This window comes from Tardiphaga sp. 619_E2_N8_4 (genome assembly GCF_051810905.1).
Lineage (GTDB): Bacteria > Pseudomonadota > Alphaproteobacteria > Rhizobiales > Xanthobacteraceae > Tardiphaga > Tardiphaga robiniae.
In genome coordinates, this window is record NZ_JBPWQJ010000001.1 from 4,095,573 (window position 1) to 4,117,537 (window position 21,965).

Here is a 21,965-nt window from a genome sequence, read left to right on the forward strand (position 1 = left end):
TTTAGACGTCCAGCAATTCCTCGTTGGCGAATTCCGCCTTGTCCGAGATGAACGCAAAGCGCGCTTCGGCCTTGGTGCCCATCAGGCGCTCAACGGAGTCAGCAGTGCCGTCGCGGTCTTCCGGCAGCAGCTGCACGCGCAGCAAGGTGCGGCGCGCCGGGTCCATGGTGGTTTCCTTCAGCTGCGCCGGCATCATTTCGCCGAGGCCTTTGAAGCGACCGACATCGACCTTGGCATTGGCGTTGAATTCGCTCTTCAGCAACGCGTCCTTGTGCGCATCGTCGCGCGCATAGACCGTCTTGCTGCCATGGGTCAGGCGGTAGAGTGGGGGGACTGCGAGATAGAGATGCCCTTCATCGATCATCTTTGGCATCTGCCGGTAGAAGAAGGTGATCAGCAATGATGCGATGTGGGCGCCGTCGACATCGGCGTCGGTCATGATGATGATGCGCGAATAGCGCAGGTCTTCTTCGCGGTAATGCGCGCCGGTGCCGGCGCCGATCGCCTGCATGAGGTCTGATATCTGCGCGTTGGCCGTCAGCTTTTCCTTGGTCGCCGAGGCGACGTTGAGGATCTTGCCGCGCAGCGGCAGGATGGCCTGGGTCTTGCGATCGCGCGCCTGCTTGGCGCTGCCGCCTGCCGAATCGCCCTCGACGATGAACAGTTCGGAGCCTTCGGTCGCGGTATTGGTGCAGTCGGCCAGCTTGCCGGGCAGGCGCAGCTTCTTCACCGCGGTCTTGCGCGAAGTCTCCTTTTCGGCGCGGCGGCGCAGACGCTCGTCGGCGCGCTCGAGCACGAATTCGAGCAGCTTGTTGGCCTGGACGGGATTGCCGGACAGCCAGTGGTCGAACGGATCCTTGATGGCCTGTTCGACGATCTTTTGGGCTTCGGCGGTCGCGAGACGATCCTTGGTCTGGCCCTGGAATTCCGGCTCGCGCACGAATACCGAGAGCATCACGGCGGCGCCGACCATCACGTCTTCCGAAGTGATGGTGCCAGAGCGCTTGCCCTGGCCGACGCGTTCGGCGTGGTCCTTCAATCCGCGCAGCATGGCGCTGCGCATGCCGGCTTCATGGGTGCCGCCGTCTGGCGTCGGCACGGTGTTGGTATAGGACGACATGAAACCGTCGGCATCCGCGGTCCAGGCGACAGCCCATTCGCAGGCGCCATGGGCGCCATTGCGGCCGGATTTGCCGGAGAAGATCTCCGGATGCACCAGCGTATCGGCATGGATCGCCGCGGCGAGATAGTCCTTGAGGCCACCGGGGAAGTGGAATTCGTCCTCGGCCGGAGTGTCCTCGAGGCCCTTGAGCAGTTCCGGATCGCACTTCCAGCGGATCTTCACGCCGCCAAACAGATAGGCCTTGGAGCGCGCCATCTTGAACAGACGCTGCGGCTTGAAGGCTGCCTTGGCGCCGAAGATGTCGGTATCCGGCTTGAAGCGCACGCGGGTGCCGCGGCGGTTATGAACCTTGCCGAGATCCTCAAGCTTGCCTTGGGGAATGCCGCGGGCGAACGTCATCTTGTAGAGCTGTTGGTTACGCGCGACCTCGACCTCGAGCAGCGAGGAGAGGGCGTTGACCACGGAGACACCGACACCGTGCAGACCGCCCGAAGTCTCGTAGACCTTGGAGTCGAATTTGCCGCCGGCATGCAGCGTGCACATGATGACTTCGAGGGCGGATTTCTTCGGATGTTTCGGATGCGGGTCGACCGGGATGCCGCGGCCGTTGTCCGACACCGACAGGAAGCCGTCGGCGGTGAGTTCCACCTCGATGAAGGTCGCATGGCCAGCCAGCGCCTCGTCCATCGAGTTGTCGATCACTTCGGCGAACAGGTGATGCAGCGCCTTTTCATCGGTGCCACCGATATACATGCCCGGACGACGCCGGACCGGCTCGAGGCCTTCGAGGACCTCGATGTCCGCGGCCGTATAGCCGTCTTCGGCATTGGCGGAGCGGGTGGACGCCTTCGGTGCCGCAGCCGATTTTGGCGCGCTGGCGCCACCAAAAAGATCAGCTTTCGCGTTTGATTTCTGTGCCTTGGCCATATGTCTTAAAGTTTTGTCTCGGTTGGCGCCGCGCGAGGCGCGGCGAATCGTTGCTGTGACTATGCCACGTTCAGGTTGGCAATGTGGCTGCGACCTCGGGGCTCATGCGGCCGTGCCAGAGCGCTCGGTGCGTAGCACAATCACAACGAATAGGGCCATGGCCGCGAGCATGATCAGTGAACCGATGATCGGAATGGCCATATAGGCGTGGTTGGCGAGCAGGGTGATGCCGATGCCGACAGGGAACATGATGCCGCCGACGATGTGCATCGTGCCCTGGACCTTGGCCAGTAGCGAGCGTCCGGCCAGGGGAATCAGGCGGTAATACAACCCGAACAGGAACAGCAGCACGCCGCCGACGAGGTTGAGATGCGCATGCGCGGGGCTCAGCAGGAAGTCCTGGCGTATGCCCATCACGATGCCGGCGACCATGCCGATCAGCAATACCAGCGCACTCACGCACATCATCAGCGATCCGATCATCTTCAGTCCTTTGCGTTCTTGATTTTTGACAGCCGGGCGGGAAGTCAGCCCAACGGCGGTACAGAGTTGCCATTGGGTAAGCCGGTCTCTGACCTTGGACGCAGAGGCCTGGAAAAGGTTCAAATTTACCGGTGGGCACCCGCACCGCGGCTATCGGCCCTCAGATGTTGTGACTTGATGTGATCGGCGCCGCCGGATTACCTGTCGCGGGCGTTTGAAGGTTAAAGCGGTTCGCGGCCAATCCGGCCGGGCCAGAGCCGTAAAGGGACACTCTCCATATGGAAGGCTGGATGCACGGGCTGATCGAATTCGTGCGCCAGAACCAGGTCTGGGCGGCGCCGATCGTCCTGCTGCTGGCCTTCGGGGAATCGCTCGCTTTCATCTCCCTGCTGCTGCCGGCCTGGGGCGCGCTGGTGGCCATCGGCGCACTGGTCGGCGCGAGCGGCATCAGCTTCTGGCCGGTGTTGATTGCCGGCGCTCTCGGCGCGGCGCTCGGCGACTGGCTCTCCTATTGGTTCGGCTTCAGATACAAGGACCAGGTCGCCCAGATCTGGCCGCTGTCCAAATTTCCCGACCTGCTTCCGCGCGGCGAAGCCTTCGTCAAAAAATGGGGCGTGCCCAGCATTTATATCGGCCGCTTCTTCGGCCCGTTGCGGGCCTCAGTGCCGCTGGCCGCCGGCATTTTCGAAATGCCCTATTGGCGCTTTCAGGTCGCCAACTTCACCTCGGCCTTTATCTGGGCGGGCGTCCTGCTGCTGTTCGGCGACGGCCTGTCGATGACCGTGGAATGGCTCTGGAAGCTGAAGTAGTCCGGCGGGGAATAACCGCCGTGTCCGGGTGTTGAACGGGCTGACATGTCGCGGTGCCTGAATGCCGCGACATCTCGCAGAAGTCATCGAACGCTGGTAAATAATTCCGCCAGCCCCCGCCTGTCACTGCTTCACCCCGGAGAACATCATGGACTTGTCACGCCGCCACGCCCTTGCCGGAGCCGCCGCGCTCGCCGCATCTCCATTGCTCACCGCAGGCTCTGCCAAGGCGTCTGCTCCACCCGCCGACAAGCAGGCGCCGAGCTTCTACCGCTACAAGGTCGGCGATGCGCAGGTGAATGCAATCTCCGACGGCGCAAGCACTTTTCCGCTGGCCGACACCTTCGTGCTCAACGCCAAGAAGGATGAGGTCAACGCCGCGCTCGACAAGGCCTTCCTGCCGAAGGACAAGATGACCATCCACTTTGCGCCGCTGGTCATCAACACTGGCGGCAAGCTGGTGGTGATCGATACGGGCAACGGCCCCGGAGCCCTCGCGGCGACCAAGGGCAATGTCGGACAGTTCGCCAACAACATGGCCGCCGCTGGTATCGACGCCAAGAACGTCGACATGGTCGTGATCTCGCATTTCCATGGCGATCACGTGAACGGGCTTCTGGCCGCCGATGGCACGCCGGCTTTTCCGAATGCCGAAGTGCTCGTCCCGGCCGCCGAGTGGAAGTACTGGAACGACGACGGCGAGATGGCCAAGGCCGCCAATGACCGCATGAAGGGTCTGTTCGCCAGCAACCGCAAGCTCTTCAACGATGGGCTGAAGAAGAAGGTCACGCCCTATGAATGGGGCAAGGACGTCGCGCCAGGCCTGCTCGCCGTGGAGTCGGTCGGCCATACGCCTGGCCACACCTCGTTCGTGCTGTCGTCCGGCAGCGACAAGCTGTTCATTCAGTCCGACGTCACCAACCATCCGTCGCTGTTCGTCACCAATCCCGGCTGGCATCTGATGTTCGACCAGGACCCGGCGCGGGCGGAAACCACGCGCCGCAAGGTCTATGATATGCTGGTGGCCGAGAAGATGCGTGTGCAGGGCTTCCACTATCCGTTCCCGGCCAATGGCTTCGTCGAGAAGGATGGCAACGGTTATCGGCTGGTGCCGGCCCCATGGAGCCCGGTGATCTAAACGAAGCCTGGCAAATTTCCCGGCCTGCGCTGCAGTGCAGGCCGGCTGGCCTCGTAACACCCATCGCCTCCGTCGGTGCGTCGTGCCAGTCTCTGCGCCGGAGTCGCGCCAACAGCGACCTGCAAAGCAAGGGGAGAAGACTTCATGGATCTGTCACGACGACACGCGCTGGCGGGCGCCGCCGCGCTCGCAGCGACGCCACTGCTTTCATCGGCCCCGGCAAAGGCATCCGCACCGCCGGCCGATAAGCAGGCGCCGAGTTTCTATCGCTACAAGGTCGGCGATATCCAGGTGAACGCCATTTCCGATGGTGCGGCGACGTTTCCCCTGGCCGATACCTATATTTCCAACGCCAAACGCGATGATATCAATGCCGTGCTCGCCAGGGCATTTCTGCCGAAAGATCAGATCACCAACTTCTATGCGCCGTTGGTGATCAACACCGGTGGCAAGCTGGTGGTGATCGACACCGGCAACGGGCCGGGCGCCTATGCCAGTAGCAAGGGCAATGTCGGTCAGTTCATTACCAACATGACGGCGGCAGGGATCGATCCAAAGATGATCGACATGGTCGTGATCTCGCACTTCCATGGCGATCATGTGAACGGCCTGCTGACGGCGGACGGCGTGCTGGCGTTTCCCAATGCCGAAGTGCTGGTGCCGGCAGTAGAGTGGAAGTTCTGGATGGACGACGGCGAGATGAGCCGTGCCACCGGCGATCGCATGACCGGTCTGTTCAAGAACAATCGGCGGGTGTTCGAGGCCGGGTTGAAGAAGAAGGTTACGCCCTATGAATGGGGCAAGGACGTCGCGCCCGGGCTGCTGGCTGTCGCCTCGATTGGGCACACGCCGGGCCACACGTCCTATGTGCTGTCGTCCGGATCGGACAAGGTCTTCATCCAGTCGGACGTCACCAACCTTCCGGCGCTATTCGCCGCCAATCCCGGCTGGCACGTGAATTTCGACCAGGATCCGGTGCAGGCCGAAGCCACCCGCCGCAAGGTCTATGACATGCTGGTCGCCGACAGGATGCGGGTGCAAGGCTTCCACTATCCGTTCCCGGCCAACGGTTTCGTCGAGAAGGATGGCAACGGCTACCGCGTCGTGCCGGCGCCGTGGAGCCCAGTTCTCTGAGGTCTGCGCTCTGGTGATCTTGACGGATCGCGGGCGCGGCCCTATGACCGCGCCCATGATCAACCTTGCGACCAGCATCATCGCCCGCCGCCGCCGCATTCTCGCGGCAGGTGGAGATATGCGCGCATAAGCGTTTCGATCTCTCACTGCCGCCGGATATGGTCCGCGGCAGTCTTTCTCCCAAACAGCAGCGCGACCCATCCGGCGGCCTTCACTCAGGAAGGAGCCCGTCATGTATACGCCGCCCAAATTTCAGACCGACCGGACCGACGCACTTGCGTTTGCGAACGCGTGCGGCTTCGGCACGGTCTGCGCCTTCGATGGCAGGAAGCCGATCGCCTCCGCGGTGCCTTTCTGCCTCGACTACGGCAATGACGGTACGCCGCGTCTGGCCTTTCACCTTGCGCGACAAAATCCGCTGCTCAAGCTCGCAGACGGCGTGACGCCATGGGCCATGGCCATCCTGGGCGCTGATGCCTATGTGTCGGCCGATTGGTACGTATCGCCCGATCAGGTGCCGACCTGGCTCTATCAGGCGGTCCATCTCACCGGACCGGTGCGCATCCTGTCAGGTGGTGAACTTGGCCCGCATCTTGACGCGCTGAGCGCAAGGTTCGAAACACGGCTGGCGCCGAAGAAGCCCTGGACCTCCGATAAGATGGCGGCGGGGCGGCTTGAGGCGATGAAGAAGGCGATCGTCGGTGTGGTGATGACAGTGGACGAGGTGGAGGGTAGCTCCAAGCTCAACCAGCACAAGTCAGATGCCGATCATCTGGCTGTCATGAGCGCACTGGCGCTGCGGCCGGAGCCTGCCGCGTTCGAGATTTCAAATGCGATGCGCAAATTGCGGCCGCATTTGTTTGCGGAAGAGACGACACAATTGACTGCTATGGCTGAGGCCGAAGGATTTATGGGATGAGCACGAAGAAGAAAATCGGCATTCTCGGTGCGTCCGGTTACACCGGAGCCGAACTAGTGCGGCTGCTGCTGCGCCATCCCAAGGTCGAGCTCGTGCTGCTGACGGCCGACCGGCGCGCCGGGCAGGCGATGGGCGATGTGTTCCCGCAATTCGCACCCTATGAACTGCCGACGCTCGTAAGCATCGACTCCGTCGACTGGACGACCATTGGCCTCGATCTGGTGTTCTGCGCGCTGCCGCATGCGACCACGCAGAAGGTACTGCAGGATTTGCTGGCCAAGGCGCCGGAGACGAAGGTGGTGGATCTGTCGGCCGACTTCCGGCTCGAGGACGCAGCCGCCTATGCGAAGTGGTATGGCCACGAACATCATGCGCTGGAGCTGCAGAAGGAAGCCGTCTACGGCCTCGTCGAGCTCTATCGGCGCGACATCAAGAAGGCGCGGCTCATCGCCAATCCCGGCTGCTACACCTCATGCGCGATCCTGCCTTTGGTGCCGCTGTTGAAGGCGCGCGCCATCGAGACCGATGAGATCGTGATCGATGCCAAGTCCGGCATGACGGGCGCAGGGCGTTCGGCCAAGGAAGAGATGCTGTTCTCCGAAGTGTCCGAAGGCTTCAACGCCTATGGTGTCGGCCATCACCGGCACATGGCGGAGCTCGATCAGGAGTTCTCCAAGGCTGCCGGCAAGGAGGTTGTTGTTAGCTTCACGCCGCATCTCTTGCCGCAGAACCGCGGCATCCTCTCGACCATTTATGTGCGTGGCCGGCGGGGCAAGACGGCGCAGGATCTCCACGAGGTGCTGGTTAAACAGTATGAGAAGGAGCCGTTCGTTCACATCCTGCCATTCGGCAAGACGCCGCATTCGCGGCACGTGCGCGGCTCCAACATGACCTTCATCGGCGTTGCCGCTGACCGTATCCCGGGCCGCGCGATCATCGTCTCGACCCTCGACAACCTGACCAAGGGCGCATCGGGGCAGGCGGTGCAGAACATGAATCTGGTGCTTGGCTTTGCCGAGACGCTGGGCATCGATCAGCCCGCGATGTTCCCGTAGAGAGCGCGCATACACCTTGGCCCGCATTGCAGGCCGGGTGACGACAGCGAGAGACAACAGAAAAGGCCCGAATTTGCGTTCGGGCCTTTTTTCTATGCTCTTGTCACTTCGCCGCTCCCGGCTTCGGTGCGCGCTCCTTGAACAGTTCACTCAGTGTCTGCGCCGCCTCAATGGCGCGCGGGAAACCGGCATGGACGGTCGTCAGATAGACGATCTCCTTCAGCTCTTCCTCTTTCACGCCGGCGTTGAGCGCGTAGTTCGCATGGATCTTCATGAACGGCCGATGCCCCAGCGCCGCGAAAGCGGCGACGGCTGCTAGCTGTCGCGTGCGCGCGTCGAGAACCGGCCGCGCCCAGACGTCGCCGAGTGCGTAGCCCGTGATCGCATCGGCGAGAAATGGAAATTCGGCGCGCAGGTCTTCGAGGGTCGGCTGGCTGCTGCCGGCATTGAGTGATCGAACAACCTCGTCGCCGCGTCGCAGGCGTTCTTCCGTCGTCTCCGCGCGAAGGCTTGCCGTGGATGCCAGCACGCAGAAAGCCGCAACGAAAGCGGTCGTTCGATATGACATGATCGCTTCTCCCTGTTTTTCTCGCCGCGTGAATGTTGCGACAGCGGACAAGCATTGGGGCATGTCGCACGGCCGGCGTTAGACCGATCCTGCCGATCTCTTGTCCAATCCTCTAAGGCGGCGAAAGGACGCAGGGGCCAAACAAAACGGCCCGAACTTGCGTTCGGGCCGTTCGCTTTTGATCTGTAAGTGACGTTTACGCGGCTGCCGACTTGGCGGTCGGGACTTCCGAGATGGTCTTCAGGATCTGCGAAGCGATCTGGTAGGGGTCGCCCTGGGAGTTAGGGCGACGGTCTTCCAGATAGCCCTTGTACTCATTCTTGACGAAGGAGTGCGGGACGCGGATCGAGGCGCCGCGGTCCGCGATGCCGTAGCTGAACTTATTCCACGGAGCCGTTTCGTGCTTGCCGGTCAGACGCTTGTCGTTGTCCGGACCGTACACGTTGATGTGGTCCATCAGGTTCTTGTCGAACTGGGCCATCAAGGCTTCGAAGTAAGCCTTGCCGCCGACCGTACGCATGTATTCGGTCGAGAAGTTGGCGTGCATGCCCGAGCCGTTCCAGTCGGTATCGCCGAGCGGCTTGCAGTGGAATTCAATGTCGATGCCATACTTTTCCGTCAGACGGAGCAGCAGGTAGCGCGCGATCCACATTTCGTCAGCGGCCTTCTTGGAGCCCTTGCCGAAGATCTGGAATTCCCACTGGCCCTTCGCCACTTCGGCGTTGATGCCTTCGTGGTTGATGCCGGCTTCGAGGCAGAGGTCGAGATGTTCTTCGACGATCTCACGGGCGATCGAGCCGACGTTCTTGAAGCCGACGCCGGTGTAGTAGGGCCCCTGCGGCGCGGGATAGCCATCCTCGGGGAAACCGAGCGGACGGCCGTTCTCGTAGAAGAAGTATTCCTGTTCGAAACCGAACCAGGCGCCGGCATCGTCGAGAATGGTGGCGCGCTTGTTGGTCGAGTGCGGGGTGACGCCATCGGGCATCATGACTTCGCACATCACCAGGGCGCCGTTCTCACGGGCCGCATCCGGATAGATCGCAACCGGCTTCAGCACGCAATCGGAGCTGTGGCCTTCGGCCTGCATGGTCGACGAACCGTCGAAGCCCCACAGCGGGAGCTGTTCGAGGGTCGGGAAATCTTCGAATTCCTTGATCTGCGTCTTGCCACGCAGGTTCGGAACCGGCGTGTAACCGTCGAGCCAAATATACTCGAGCTTATACTTTGTCATGCGGGTCTCTCATGAGTTGGCGATGCGTAGGGCGTGAGCCCTGAGCTTGCCGGCGGGCGGACGCAAAATCCGCCCAGGCGCTGCATATAAAGCACGTAGTATGCCAACTTGTCGCGGCGCAACGCTTTTGTGACGAAAACCGCGGCGCGTCCCCAACGGGGCTGTAATTCGCTGTCTGGAGAGGGCATCGGAGACCGGGAATCGGTCCGGATTCGCGAATTTTTCAGAGGAATTCGACCGCGCGCGAAAAATACCGGCTGCCCAATTCCCTTGCAGGCTATTTTGGACCGGAACTTTTCTGCCTTTCAGACGCTCAAATGAGAGGTCAGGCGCTGCGTAGGCGGCTTCAAAACCTGCGCGCCCAAAGCGCATGTCCATCCAGTGCGCATATTGTAGCCATTTGGATGCTTCTTACGAGGCAGTCGGCACAAAAGAAGGGCGTCTCTGTTACAATGATGATCCGAAAGGAAAAAACAGATCAGAGGAAGGAAGAGAAGCGATGCCGACGTCTCAAACGCATCACCCCCATACCGCTAAAATCTACCAATTCCCGGTTGGCGGCCGTGGATCGGTCGGCCCGCGGGGACGGCTCAGCAAGCCGCTGGATCTGCGTGCCTCGACGGTAAAAACCGTGGCCGACTATGACAGCTGGTACCACGAGGCTGCCATCCAGGAAGCCAATCGGACCTACGAACATTGACGGTGCTTGGCCGGACGCAAGGTTCACCGCCCCGGGTGCGGTTTATCGACGACGATCAAGGGCTGAAACAACGATGTTTCAGCCCTTTTTCATGACCGTAAACCGGGTTGGCGTCAGACGCCGAAGATCGACCAGCCGAGCCGCTTCGTAAGCGCTTCGAGCGCGATGCGGCCGAGATGCGAATTGCCGTGCTTGTCGAGACCCGGCGCCCAGACTGCGATCGAGGCCTTTCCGGGGGCGACTGCGATAATGCCCCCGCCAACGCCGCTCTTGCCTGGCAGGCCGACGCGATAGGCGAACTCACCCGAACCGTCATAATGGCCGCACATCAGCATCAACGCGTTGATACGGCGCGCGCGCTCCGACGACACCACCGAGAGTCCGGTCGACGGATTGCGGCCCGAATAAGCGAGGTAGCGCGTCGCCATGGCCAACTGCCGACACGACATCGCGATCGCGCAGTGGTGGAAATAGACGCCGAGCGTGAAGTCGACGGGGTTTTCGACCACGCCAAACGACTTCATGTAATTGGCGAGCGCGGTGTTGCGAAAGCCGGTGCGTTTCTCGGACGCGGCGACGGTTTCATCGATCACGATGGAGCTGTCGCCGGACAGAAACTGCATGAAACGCAGGATTTCGCCGATCGCCTCGCGCGGCTGATGGCCGGACAGAATGACGTCGGTGACGGCGATGGCGCCGGCATTGATGAAGGGATTGCGCGGCACGCCGCGCTCGCGTTCGAGCTGGACGATGGAGTTGAACGGATTGCCCGAGGGCTCGCGGCCGACATGTTTCCACAGCCGGTCGCCGACCATGCCGAGCGCCAGCGTCAGCGTGAAGACTTTCGAGATGCTCTGGATCGAGAACGGCACATCGGCATCGCCGCCAGCCGCAACCTGGCCATCGGCATCGATGACCACAAGGCCGAACTGGTTGGGATCGACACCCGCCAGTTCCGGAATATAGCTCGCGACGTCGCCGCGGTCCGTTCGCTGCGCCATCTCGTCGGCAATTTCCTTGACGACGAGATGGAGACTTGGGGCAGCGTGGTTCATTGCAGATCAATCTGGCGAGAAGAAGTGTTAGTACGGAATCCGCAGGATCGCGATGGCGAGCACCGCCTGGGCGATGAAGCCGACCACGAAGGCCAACGTGCGGAAAATCGGCAGGCCGAGCGTGTAGACGATCAGATGCACCACGCGCGACCAAAAATAGACCGCGCAGGCCAGAACGGTGGTCGGGGTCGAGACATCGGCGGCATTCAGGATCAGCACCAGCGGCGCGAAGATGATGAGATTCTCGACGGCGTTGTCATGGGCGAACATCATCCGGTTAGCCCATTCAGCCTGCGGCCTGTCGGTTCGCGTCGGATTGGCCATGACGCCGGTGACACCGCGGACCATGATGCGGTTCAGCATATAAGGCACCCAGAGTAGGCCGGTGAGAATCACGGTCAGCGTCAGCCAGAACAATTCGCGCGTCATCCGGGTATCCTTTCAGTCGAAATTCCCGCGGAAAACGCGGAGATGGTCATGCAAAACACACGCGCCGCAAGCGGATGCGACGCGTCCTAGCTGAAATCATAGACGTTTGCTGTGACGACGCCAAGCAAGCGCGGAGAGGCGGGCCGTTACGCCCGCACCCGCACATAACTGCCGGGGGCGTCTTCCAGTGCGGGGAATGCGTCTGTGCCGACATGGCGGGCAGGAACTTCCTCACCATCGATGCCGGAGAGCCACTCCCGCCAGTTCGGCCACCACGAGCCAGCATGTTCCTGTGCGGTCTTCATCCAGTCGGCGAGATCGGTGGCGTGGGCGTTATCGTTGGTCCAGTACTGGTACTTGCCGGAGGCTGGCGGATTGACCACGCCAGCGATATGGCCGGAGCCGGACAACACGTATTTCACCGGGCCGCCGAAGAATTGCGAGCCGTACAGCACCGATTGCGCCGGCGCGATGTGGTCCTCGCGGGTGGCGAGATTGTAGACGGGCACCTTGACCTTGGAGAGATCGAGCCGGGTGTTGTCGAGGATCATGTTGCCGGTCGAGAGCTTGTTCTCCAGATAGCAGTTGCGCAAATAGAACGAGTGGTTCGCCGCCGGCATCCGCGTCGCGTCTGAATTCCAGTGCAACAGGTCGAAGGCCGAAGGCGGCTTGCCCTTGAGGTAGTTGTTCACGACATAGGACCAGATCAGATCGTTGGAGCGCAGCATGTTGAAGGCCATGGCCATCTTGCTGCCTTCCAGCACGCCTGCTGCCTGCATGTCCTTTTCCAGCGCCGAGATCTGATCCTCGTCGACGAACACCATGAGATCGCCGGCATGGGTGAAATCGACCTGGGCTGCCAGGAACGTCGCCGATGCCACGCGGACGCGGCGCTTCTCGGCGAGCCAGGCCAGCGTCGAGGCGAGCAGGGTGCCGCCGACGCAATAGCCGATGGTGTGGACGGTCATTTCGCCGGTGATCTGCTCGATGACGTCCATCGCGGTCAGCGGGCCTTCCTTCATGTAGTCGTCGAAGGTCTTGGCGCCGAGGCGCTTGTCGGGGTTGACCCAGGAGATCACGAACACCGAGACGCCCTGATCGACGACCCACTTGATGAAGGATTTCTCGGGCTTGAGATCGAGGATGTAGAACTTGTTGATCCAGGGCGGCACGATCAGAAGCGGCGTGCGCAGTACGTTCTCGGTTGCCGGCTGATACTGGATCAGCTGCATCACCTCGTTCTGGAAAATCACCTTGCCCGGCGTCGTCGCCATGTTGACGCCGACTTCGAGGTTTTTCGGATCGGACTGGCGAATGCGCAGCGAGCCTTTGCCGGCCTCGATATCCTCGGCAAGCATGGTCATGCCGCGCATCAGGTTGCTGCCGTTCGACATCACGGTCTCGCGCAGTACTTCCGGATTGGTCAGCACGAAATTCGATGGCGCCATCGCATTGGTGATCTGCTGAACGTAGAATTCCGCCTTCTTGCGGGTATGCGCATCGAGCCCCTCGGCGTTCTTGACGAGGTCGTGCGCCCATTGCGTGGTCAGCAGATAGGCCTGCATGACGAAGTCGAAGAACTGGTTCGATTTCCATTCGGGATCGCTGAAACGCTTGTCGCGCGGCGGTGCCTCGATGGCGGGCAAGCCGGCTTCGCCGACCATCCGGCGCATCGCCGAGCCCCAGAGGTCGAGATAGGCCTTGCCGAGCTTCATCTGCAATTCGGCGGCACGCTTGTCGTCGGACAGCCAGTAATTGGCGACGATGCTGAAGGTCTTGATCAGCTCCGTCAGCTCGTTTGGCGGCTTGTCGACCGTCTCGCCGGTCTGGCGCGGCTGCAGATAGGCGGCCAGGGCCTTGCCGCCATTCTCCATCGCCTTGGCCATGTTGAGCGCAAAAGCTTCGGGATTGAACGGTTTGGCGGACGCGTCGCCCGAGATTTTGTCGTTAGCAGCTTTGGCGTCGGCGGCAACTTCGGTCATGGCGCAACAACAGCTTCATTCCAGTCGGGCAACGGTACGTCGCCACGCAAAATCGATGATGGCACAGTTCGCGGATTGCCGCAGGATTCGATGTGCTGCACCGCGTCATGTATTCGGCTTTGGGTCTTGCTTCCGTCATATTGAAGATCCAAGCCTTTAGCGCCTTCTCCCGGCATTAATCGTTTGTGACCAGATTGGTTGGATGGTGCGCTGCGATAGGGATGAAATCGATTCTAATGCGATGTAGGGTTGTGGCGTGACGCGTAGAGGCACATTCAGGGCAATTGGCGGTCGCAGCGGGCGGGCGGCGACAGCGGCCGCCTTGCTGGTGCTGGGGCTTGGCTTGCCTCTGGGCGGCTGCGCCTCGACCATCGCCGACATGCCCATGGTGGGGACGCCGGCGGGCGCTCCGGCGCGTCCGGCCGAGGTGGGCACCTATCTGCCGGTTCATGATCTGCCGACCACCCGCGAAGGCACCGCCATGGCGCCGGCGGATCAGGCCAAGATGCAGGCCGAACTGACTGCCGCCCGCGATCGCCAGGCCGTCGTGCTGCCGGCCAAACCGGCGGCCAAATAGTCAAAACTGCCCGTCGTGACTGGTGTCACCGGGCTTCCGTGATAAAAAGAAGCGATTCAACCGCATGATGAAGCGGTTCTGGAGCCCGATCCCATGGAAGAATTCTACCGCATCCGACGATTGCCGCCCTATGTGTTCGAACAGGTCAACCGGGCCAAGGCCGCCGCGCGAAACGCTGGCGCCGATATCATCGACCTCGGCATGGGCAATCCGGATCTTGCGACCCCGCCGCATGTGATCGAGAAGCTCAAGGAGACCCTGGGCAAGCCGCGCACCGACCGCTATTCGGCCTCGAAGGGCATCACCGGCCTGCGCAAGGCCCAGGCCGGCTATTACGAGCGCCGCTTTGGCGTGAAGCTCAATCCGGACACCCAGGTGGTGGCGACGCTGGGCTCCAAGGAAGGCTTCGCCAACGTCGCCCAGGCGATCACCGCGCCCGGCGATGTCGTGCTGTGCCCCAATCCGAGCTACCCCATCCATGCCTTCGGCTTCCTGATGGCCGGCGGCGTGATCCGCTCGGTGCCGTCCGAGCCGACGCCGGACTTTTTCGCGGCCGTCGAGCGCGCCATCATCCATTCGATCCCGAAGCCGATCGCGCTGATCGTCTGCTATCCGTCGAATCCGACGGCGCAGGTGGCGAGCCTCGACTTCTACGAGGACCTCGTGGCCTTCGCGAAGAAGCACGAGATCTACATTCTTTCGGACCTCGCTTATGCCGAGGTCTATTTCGACGACAAGAACCCGCCGCCCTCGGTGCTGCAGGTACCGGGCGCGATGGACGTCACCGTCGAATTCACCTCGATGTCGAAGACCTTCTCGATGGCCGGCTGGCGCATGGGCTTTGCGGTCGGCAACGAGCGCATCATTGCCGCGCTCACGCGGGTGAAATCCTATCTCGACTACGGCGCGTTCACGCCCGTGCAGGTCGCAGCGACTGCCGCGCTGAACGGACCGGACGATTGCATCCGCGAGATGCGCGACACCTATCGCAAGCGCCGCGATGCCATGGTGGAGTCTTTCGGGCGTGCCGGCTGGGACATTCCGCCGCCATCGGCGTCGATGTTCGCCTGGGCGCCGCTGCCGGAGAAATTCCGCGAAGTCGGCAGCATGCAGTTTGCAACGCTTCTCGTTGAAAAGTCCGGCGTGGTGGTATCTCCCGGCGTTGCCTTCGGCGAGCATGGCGAAGGCTATGTCCGCATCGCGATGGTCGAGAACGAACAGCGCATTCGCCAGGCTGCCCGCGGCATTCGCCGCTTCCTTGAAAGCGGTCTCGAAACGTTGCACAACGTGGTTCCTCTCGCCAACCGGCGATAGGCGTGATCCCCGAAAACCGGCAACCGGTTTTCGGACCGGTCATCGCTCAACAAGAATTCCGACAGGTCTGAAGCTTAATGGTCGCACCCCTCAAAGTGGGTATCGCGGGACTCGGCACCGTTGGTGCCGAAGTTGTCCGTCTCATCGAACAGCAGAACTCGATTTTGGCCGCGCGCTGCGGTCGTGGCGTCAAGGTGGTTGCTGTCACCGCGCGCTTGAAGACCAAGAAGCGCGGCGTTGATCTGCGCGGCATCGACTGGATGAAGGATCCGCTCGCGGTTGCGCAGCATCCGGATGTCGAGTGCTTCGTCGAATTGATGGGCGGTGTTGGCGATCCCGCGCTGTCGTCGATCGAGGCGGCGCTGCGCGCCGGCAAGTCGGTCGTCACCGCGAATAAGGCGCTGATCGCCAAGCACGGTTTGAAGCTCGCGGCATCGGCCGAGAAGCACGGCGGCGCGCTGAACTACGAGGCCGCCGTCGCTGGCGCCATTCCGATCATCAAGACCATCCGCGAAGGTCTCGTCGGCACCGATATCAATCGCGTCTACGGTATTCTCAACGGCACCTGCAACTACATCCTGTCCCGGATGGAGCTGGAGGGCCTGTCCTTCGAGGAATGCCTTAAAGACGCGCAGCGGCTTGGCTACGCCGAGGCCGAGCCGTCCTTCGACGTCGATGGCCACGACACCGCGCAGAAGCTGGCCATTCTCGCCAGCCTCGCATTCGGGACCAAGGTCGCGCAGAGCGCTGTTTCGGTCGAGGGCATTTCGTCCATCGCCGCTGAAGATCTGCGCGCTGCTGCAGAGCTCGGCTATCGCGTGAAGCTACTGGGCGTTGCCATGCGCACCGCGACTGGCATCGAACAGCGCGTGCATCCAACCATGGTGCCGCTGTCGTCCTCCATTGCGCAGGTCATGGGCGTCACCAACGCTGTCACCGTCGACGGTGCCGGCATCGCGCCGATCACGCTGGTCGGTCCCGGCGCTGGCGGCGCCGCGACGGCGTCTGCCGTTCTTGCCGATATCGCCGATGTCGCCCGCAATGTGCGTGCGCTGCCGTTCGGGCGGCCGGTTGAGAAGCTCAAGACCACCACCAAGGCGCCGATGGAACGCCATGAAGGTGGTTATTACATCCGCCTGATGGCGCGCGATCTTGCCGGCACGGCCGCACGCATCGCAACGCGTCTGGCCGAGCAGAAGATCTCGCTGGAGTCGATTGTGCAGCGCCATCCCAACGGCGGCATCGAGCCGGTCGGCAAGAGCACGAAATCGTCACCGGTGCCTGTTATCCTGATCACCTACGCCACCACCGAGGACGCGATGCGCCGCGCCCTCCAGGCCGTACAGAGCGACAAGGTGATATCGGGCAAGCCGCAGGTTATCCGGATCGAGAAGAACTAAATCCACGCGTTGAGAGTTGTACGGGGACATTCGTCCCACCGTAGAAGGAGCCCGCCGATGTCGACCCATATTACCGTCCCGCCGCAGCAACTGCTCGAGCGCATTCTGACGCTGGAGATCGTTCGCGTGACCGAGCGCGCGGCAGTGTCGGCTGCGCGGCTGCGTGGTCATGGGCAGGAGAAGGCGGCCGATCAGGCAGCGGTCGATGCGATGCGCCGCGAGCTCAACAAGATGCCGATCGACGGCACCATCGTGATCGGCGAGGGCGAACGCGACGAAGCGCCGATGCTCTATATCGGTGAAAAGGTCGGCATCAATGCCGGCCCGAAGGTCGATATTGCCGTCGACCCGCTGGAAGGCACGACACTGTGCGCCAAGGACATGCCGGGCTCGATCGCCACCATGGCGATGGCCGACGGCGGCACGCTGCTGCACGCGCCCGACGTCTATATGGACAAGATCGCGATTGGCCCGGGATACGCCAAGAACGTGATCGACATCGACGCATCGCCGGAAGAGAACATCAAGCGCCTCGCCAAGGCCAAGGGCGTGCCGGTGTCGGCGATCACCGCCCTCGTGCTTGAGCGGCCGCGGCACGAAGCATTGATCGCAGCGATCCGCTCGACCGGGGCGGCGCTGCGTCTCATTCCGGACGGCGACGTCGCCGGCGTCATCCACACCACCGATCCCGCCAAATCTGGCATCGACATCTATCTTGGCATTGGCGGCGCACCGGAAGGCGTGCTGGCGGCCGCAGCACTGCGCTGCATCGGCGGCCAGATGCAGACCCGATTGATCCTCGATACCGACGAGAAGCGCGAGCGTGCGCTGAAGATGGGTGTCACCGATCCGAAGATGATCTATGGCATCGAGGACATGGCGAAGGGCGACTGCCTGTTTGCCGCCACCGGTGTCACCGACGGCGCATTGCTGTCGGGCGTCAAGTTCCGCGGCGACGTCATTGAGACCGAGACCATCGTGATGCGTTCGGTGACCGGCACGGTGCGCATTATCAAGGGCGAGCATCGCCAGCTCGAAAAATTCCACCTGGATTGAGTTCGGTCACATGGCGAAGGCGAATGTTGAGATCCGCCCGGTCGGCCCCGATGAGCGGGCTGCCTGGGAGCCGCTGTGGCAGGGCTATCTGACGTTCTATAAGGCGACGCTGCCACAGGCCGCGACCGACACGGCGTGGAAGCGTTTCCACGACGCCAATGAGCAGATGTTCCTGCTCGGCGCCTATGTGGACGGCAAGCTCACCGGCATCGTGCAGTTCCTGTATCACCGCTCATCCTGGACGCCCGGCAACTACTGCTATCTGCAGGATCTGTTCGTCGACAACAACGCGCGTGGGCTCGGCGTCGGTCGCGCTCTGATCGAGGCGGTCTATGCGAAGGCCAAGGCCGATGGCTGCAGCCGCGTGCATTGGCTGACACAGAACGAGAATGCGCAGGCGCGCATTCTGTATGATCAGGTCGCGGACAATTCCGGATTTATGCAATATCGGAAGATACTCTAATTAAGGCAATCCGAGCGCGCCAATATGCGCTCGGATTAATCGAACTAAAAACCAAAAAACAAAATGGGGATGAGACCATGAGCGAGACCGATAACGTCAAGGCTCTGGTGTTCGACGTGTTCGGCACCGTGGTTGATTGGCGTTCCAGCCTGATTGCTGACTGTACCGCGTTCGGCAAAGCGCGCGGCATCACGGCTGACTGGACCGCGCTCGTCGATGCCTGGCGGCAGGCCTATATGCCGTCGATGGATGTCGTGCGCCATCATCCCGAGCGCGGCTTCGTCAAGCTCGACACGCTGCATCGGCAGTCACTCGATGTGTTGGTCGCCAAGTTCGGCATCAAAGGGCTCTCGGACAACGATCTGCATTACATGACACTCGGCTGGCACCGGCTGCATCCGTGGGCGGATTCGGTGAGCGGCTTGACCAGGCTGAAGACAAAATACGTCATCAGCCCGTTGTCGAACGGCAATGTCGCGCTGCTGACCAACATGGCGAAATTCGCCGGCCTGCCATGGGACCTGATCATGAGCGCGGAACTGTTCGAACACTACAAGCCCGATCCGCAGGCCTATCTCGGCGCGGCCGCACTGCTCAATCTGAAGCCTGCGGAAGTTATGATGGTCGCCGCCCATAACAGCGATCTCGATGCCGCACACAAACTCGGCCTCAAGACCGCCTTCGTGCCGCGGGTCACTGAATACGGCCCGCACCAGAACCGCGACTTCAAGGCCGAGGGCCCGTGGGACGTGGTGGCCGACGACTTCAACGATCTGGCGAAGCGGATGGGCTGCTGACCGGCTTGGGATTTGCCGAAAGCGGCTGCGCGGCCTATTGCTGATGCCATGACGCCACCGACCATCATTCCCGTCGAATCCCAGCAGGCCTTTCTCGGCGTTACCGAATCCGCCACCGGGCGGATCTGGCGCGACCGGGTGGATCAGCGTGGGGCGGCGCGGGCGCTGGCCATGGTGCAACGTTTCCAATTGCCGGAGATGCTGGCGCGGGTCATCGCCGGCCGCAATATCGAACTCGACGCGGTCGAAGACTTCCTCGATCCCACCATCCGCAAGCTGATGCCGGACCCGTTCACCATCACGCAGATGGAAGCAGCGGCGAAGCGCATCGCGGATGCCGCACAGCGCCGGGAGAAAGTGGCAATCTTCGGCGATTACGACGTCGATGGCGCGACGTCGTCGGCGCTGCTGGCTTGGCATCTCCGCCATTGCGGGCTCGACCCGCAGATCCACATTCCCGATCGCATCTTCGAGGGCTACGGCCCCAATGTGGATGCCATCAAGACGCTGGCGGGCAAGGGCGCCACGCTGCTCGTCACCGTGGATTGCGGCACGACCAGTTTTGAGCCGCTGGCCGAGGCCAAGAAGCTCGGCATGTCTGTGGTCGTCATCGATCACCATCAGACCGGCGAGGAATTGCCTGACGTCGATGCCGTCGTGAATCCCAATAGGCTCGACGATATTTCCGGTCTCGGTCATCTCGCTGCCGTGGGCCTCGTGCTGATCACGCTGGTCGCCGTCAATCGCGAATTGCGCAAGCGCGGCTTCTGGACCGCCGAGATGCCGGAGCCGGATCTGCTCGGCATGCTGCATCACGTGGCGCTGGGTACCGTGGCCGACGTGGCTCCACTGATCGGTCTGAACCGCGCCTTTGTCGCCAAGGGTCTCATCGCATTGCGCCGCCGCGATCACATCGGCCACACCGCACTGATGGATGTGGCGCGTTTGAATGGTCCGCCGGAAGCATGGCATCTCGGCTTCATGCTGGGACCGCGCATCAATGCCGGCGGCCGCATCGGGCGCGCGGACCTGGGCGTGCGGCTGCTGCTCGAAGGCGATATTTCCGAGGCCGCGAAGATCGCTGCCGAACTCGATCGGCTGAACATCGAACGCCGCGTAATCGAACAGGCCGCGGAAGCGCAGGCCGAAGCGGAGGCGTTGGCGTCACTCGGGCTCGAAGACAAAGGCTCGGTGATCGTGACGGCCAGCGAAGGCTGGCATCCGGGCGTGGTCGGTCTGGTCGCCTCGCGGCTCAAGGAGAAATTTGCGCGTCCGGCTTTTGCCATCGCGCTGGAGCCTGGCGGAATTGGCACGGGGTCTGGCCGCTCGATCTCCGGCGTCGATCTCGGCAAAGCCGTGCGGCAAGCTGTTGCCGATGGGCTTCTGATGAAAGGTGGCGGCCACGCCATGGCCGCGGGCATCACGCTACGCAAGGAACGGCTCGGCGAATTCCGCGCCTATATCGAAAGCGCGCTGGCTGCGGATGTCGGCAAGTCCCGCAACGAGAAAGAACTCTTCATCGATGGCGCTATCACTGCGCGCGGTGTGACGACGGATCTCGTGAATACGCTCAATCGCGCCGGCCCGTTCGGGCAGGCCAATCCCGAGCCGGTGATTGCGCTGCCGGCGCATCAGCTCGTCTATGTCGATGAAGTCGGGCAGGCGCATCTGCGGCTGCGCTTTAAGGCGTCGGACGGCGCCATGGTCAACGGTATCGCGTTTCGTTCAGTGGGGCAGAAACTTGGCAACGCGTTGCAGGAGCTGCGCGGTCAGCCCGTCCATGTGGCGGGCTCGCTGACCGTCGATCGCTGGCAGGGTGCCGAGCGCGTGCAGATGCGCGTGATCGATGTGGCGGCGCCGGATCCCGGCCCGAAGATGATCAGATGATATCAATCTCAGTCTGTCGGCTCCCGGCTTGACCGGCGCACTCATCCATTTATGTCTTGCCGGCGGAGCAGTCTGGTCGAGTATCGATAGCGGTCCGCCGGATGAATGCTGAGCGAGACCTCAGCCAGCTCGTTTGACGCGAACAGATACTGCCGCCGGATCGACAGCGCATGCGCGCCAGCCGTTGCCTTCAGTGGCTCCGCCATCGCGTCCGACACGCCAACCGCAGAAATGTCCTGCCGGATCTCGACAAAGCGTCGTCCCGAGATTTTCTCGACCAGCGTGCCGAAGATCTCATGATGCCCGCCCATCTTCGCGCGCACTTCGTCGGCGAAGGCGCCGTCGATATACACGTCCGTCCAGCAGATCGGCGTCTGTGTGACGTCGCCCGGAATCGTGCGCAGACTTGAGATGCACAGCCAGCGGCGGCCGGGCCGGCATCCGAGCTGGCTGGCAAGCTCGCTGTCGGCGACGACATCCGCAACGCGCTGCACGTGGCGCTCCGTCTCGGTGCCGAACTGCTGCACCGCCTCGATCGTATTGAGTGCCTGCGTAAAGCCATCACCGCCCTTGGCCGGAGACGTCGCCTCGACACGCGTCCCGGCATTGCGCTTCCGGCTGACCAAGCCGGACGCCTGCAGCTCCTGCATCGCCGCGCGCACGGTTGATCGGCTCACGGCGAACTGGTCCGCCAGCTCGAACTCTGTCGGCAGCACGGACCCGACCGGATGCCGTCCGTCTGCAATGGCCTCGGTCAGTGCTCGGGCCACGAACGCGTAACGCTTTTCCACCGTCGTCCCTCGACCCCTAAGTCCCTGATCGCAGGATGGAAGCCTGATTGGCGACCATCTCGTCAAGGAAGGAGATTGACACACGGTTTATGTTCGTACAATTTAATATGTACGAACATAATAAGAG

21 protein-coding genes are annotated in these 21,965 nt (G+C 62.2%); 13 read left to right on the top strand and 8 right to left on the bottom strand.

Annotation, left to right across the window (positions count from 1 at the left end; genetic code table 11):
- Position 1: 1 nt before the first annotated feature.
- Complete coding sequence (parE, locus tag AB8A23_RS19635) at positions 2 to 2,050, bottom strand: DNA topoisomerase IV subunit B (protein ID WP_089264158.1); 2,049 nt, start codon at positions 2,048 to 2,050, stop codon at positions 2 to 4.
- A gap of 102 nt (positions 2,051 to 2,152) precedes the next feature.
- Complete coding sequence (locus AB8A23_RS19640) at positions 2,153 to 2,533, bottom strand: hypothetical protein (RefSeq protein WP_175368921.1); 381 nt, start codon at positions 2,531 to 2,533, stop codon at positions 2,153 to 2,155.
- Positions 2,534 to 2,811: 278 nt separating this feature from the next.
- Here AB8A23_RS19640 and AB8A23_RS19645 point away from each other — a divergent pair, with 278 nt between their 5' ends.
- From AB8A23_RS19645 to argC, 5 genes are all read left to right on the top strand, one after another.
- Positions 2,812 to 3,342, top strand: a complete 531-nt coding sequence (locus tag AB8A23_RS19645; RefSeq protein WP_120289448.1) for a DedA family protein — start codon at positions 2,812 to 2,814, stop codon at positions 3,340 to 3,342.
- 148 nt (positions 3,343 to 3,490) lie between these two features.
- Positions 3,491 to 4,480: an MBL fold metallo-hydrolase gene (locus AB8A23_RS19650; RefSeq protein WP_439058486.1), complete on the top strand. Its 990-nt coding sequence runs from the start codon at positions 3,491 to 3,493 to the stop codon at positions 4,478 to 4,480.
- 144 nt (positions 4,481 to 4,624) lie between these two features.
- On the top strand, positions 4,625 to 5,614 hold the full coding sequence (locus AB8A23_RS19655; protein ID WP_115028867.1) for an MBL fold metallo-hydrolase: 990 nt from the start codon (positions 4,625 to 4,627) through the stop codon (positions 5,612 to 5,614).
- Positions 5,615 to 5,846: 232 nt separating this feature from the next.
- A complete protein-coding gene (locus AB8A23_RS19660; protein WP_439058485.1) occupies positions 5,847 to 6,533 on the top strand; it encodes an FMN-binding negative transcriptional regulator in 687 nt (228 codons plus the stop codon).
- Positions 6,530 to 7,588, top strand: coding sequence for an N-acetyl-gamma-glutamyl-phosphate reductase (gene argC, locus AB8A23_RS19665; protein ID WP_089264164.1), 1,059 nt, complete (start codon positions 6,530 to 6,532; stop codon positions 7,586 to 7,588). The genes AB8A23_RS19660 and argC overlap by 4 nt, the downstream gene beginning before the upstream one ends.
- Positions 7,589 to 7,691: 103 nt before the next feature.
- Here argC and AB8A23_RS19670 read toward each other — a convergent pair whose 3' ends face one another.
- The gene (locus AB8A23_RS19670; RefSeq protein WP_175368926.1) at positions 7,692 to 8,156 is read right to left on the bottom strand and encodes a carboxymuconolactone decarboxylase family protein; all 465 of its coding nucleotides are present in this window, start codon (positions 8,154 to 8,156) and stop codon (positions 7,692 to 7,694) included.
- Positions 8,157 to 8,352: 196 nt separating this feature from the next.
- On the bottom strand, positions 8,353 to 9,387 hold the full coding sequence (locus AB8A23_RS19675; protein ID WP_089264165.1) for a glutamine synthetase beta-grasp domain-containing protein: 1,035 nt from the start codon (positions 9,385 to 9,387) through the stop codon (positions 8,353 to 8,355).
- 499 nt (positions 9,388 to 9,886) lie between these two features.
- Between AB8A23_RS19675 and AB8A23_RS19680 the strand changes: the two genes are divergently transcribed.
- Positions 9,887 to 10,087, top strand: a complete 201-nt coding sequence (locus tag AB8A23_RS19680) for a DUF2735 domain-containing protein (protein ID WP_093758441.1) — start codon at positions 9,887 to 9,889, stop codon at positions 10,085 to 10,087.
- 113 nt (positions 10,088 to 10,200) lie between these two features.
- Here the strand turns inward: AB8A23_RS19680 and AB8A23_RS19685 are convergent, their stop codons facing one another.
- The 3 genes from AB8A23_RS19685 to AB8A23_RS19695 form a co-directional block, all read right to left on the bottom strand.
- Complete coding sequence (locus AB8A23_RS19685) at positions 10,201 to 11,142, bottom strand: glutaminase (RefSeq protein ID WP_439058484.1); 942 nt, start codon at positions 11,140 to 11,142, stop codon at positions 10,201 to 10,203.
- A 27-nt stretch (positions 11,143 to 11,169) separates the two neighbouring features.
- Entirely contained in the window at positions 11,170 to 11,571 is a 402-nt protein-coding gene (locus AB8A23_RS19690) for an MAPEG family protein (protein ID WP_089264168.1), read from the bottom strand.
- A gap of 146 nt (positions 11,572 to 11,717) precedes the next feature.
- A complete protein-coding gene (locus tag AB8A23_RS19695; RefSeq protein WP_439060491.1) occupies positions 11,718 to 13,457 on the bottom strand; it encodes a PHA/PHB synthase family protein in 1,740 nt (579 codons plus the stop codon).
- Positions 13,458 to 13,809: 352 nt separating this feature from the next.
- Here AB8A23_RS19695 and AB8A23_RS19700 point away from each other — a divergent pair, with 352 nt between their 5' ends.
- From AB8A23_RS19700 to recJ, 7 genes are all read left to right on the top strand, one after another.
- A complete protein-coding gene (locus AB8A23_RS19700; RefSeq protein WP_414716883.1) occupies positions 13,810 to 14,130 on the top strand; it encodes a hypothetical protein in 321 nt (106 codons plus the stop codon).
- A 93-nt stretch (positions 14,131 to 14,223) separates the two neighbouring features.
- A complete protein-coding gene (locus AB8A23_RS19705; protein WP_439058483.1) occupies positions 14,224 to 15,444 on the top strand; it encodes an LL-diaminopimelate aminotransferase in 1,221 nt (406 codons plus the stop codon).
- 77 nt (positions 15,445 to 15,521) lie between these two features.
- Complete coding sequence (locus tag AB8A23_RS19710) at positions 15,522 to 16,844, top strand: homoserine dehydrogenase (protein ID WP_439058482.1); 1,323 nt, start codon at positions 15,522 to 15,524, stop codon at positions 16,842 to 16,844.
- Positions 16,845 to 16,901: 57 nt separating this feature from the next.
- Entirely contained in the window at positions 16,902 to 17,900 is a 999-nt protein-coding gene (glpX, locus tag AB8A23_RS19715) for a class II fructose-bisphosphatase (protein WP_068736567.1), read from the top strand.
- 10 nt (positions 17,901 to 17,910) lie between these two features.
- Entirely contained in the window at positions 17,911 to 18,363 is a 453-nt protein-coding gene (locus AB8A23_RS19720; protein WP_439058481.1) for a GNAT family N-acetyltransferase, read from the top strand.
- A gap of 77 nt (positions 18,364 to 18,440) precedes the next feature.
- On the top strand, positions 18,441 to 19,160 hold the full coding sequence (locus tag AB8A23_RS19725) for a haloacid dehalogenase type II (RefSeq protein WP_439058480.1): 720 nt from the start codon (positions 18,441 to 18,443) through the stop codon (positions 19,158 to 19,160).
- A 48-nt stretch (positions 19,161 to 19,208) separates the two neighbouring features.
- Complete coding sequence (gene recJ, locus AB8A23_RS19730) at positions 19,209 to 21,047, top strand: single-stranded-DNA-specific exonuclease RecJ (RefSeq protein ID WP_439058479.1); 1,839 nt, start codon at positions 19,209 to 19,211, stop codon at positions 21,045 to 21,047.
- Between the two features lie 41 nt (positions 21,048 to 21,088).
- Here the strand turns inward: recJ and AB8A23_RS19735 are convergent, their stop codons facing one another.
- Positions 21,089 to 21,838, bottom strand: coding sequence for a GntR family transcriptional regulator (locus tag AB8A23_RS19735; protein WP_439066025.1), 750 nt, complete (start codon positions 21,836 to 21,838; stop codon positions 21,089 to 21,091).
- Positions 21,839 to 21,965 lie beyond the last annotated feature (127 nt).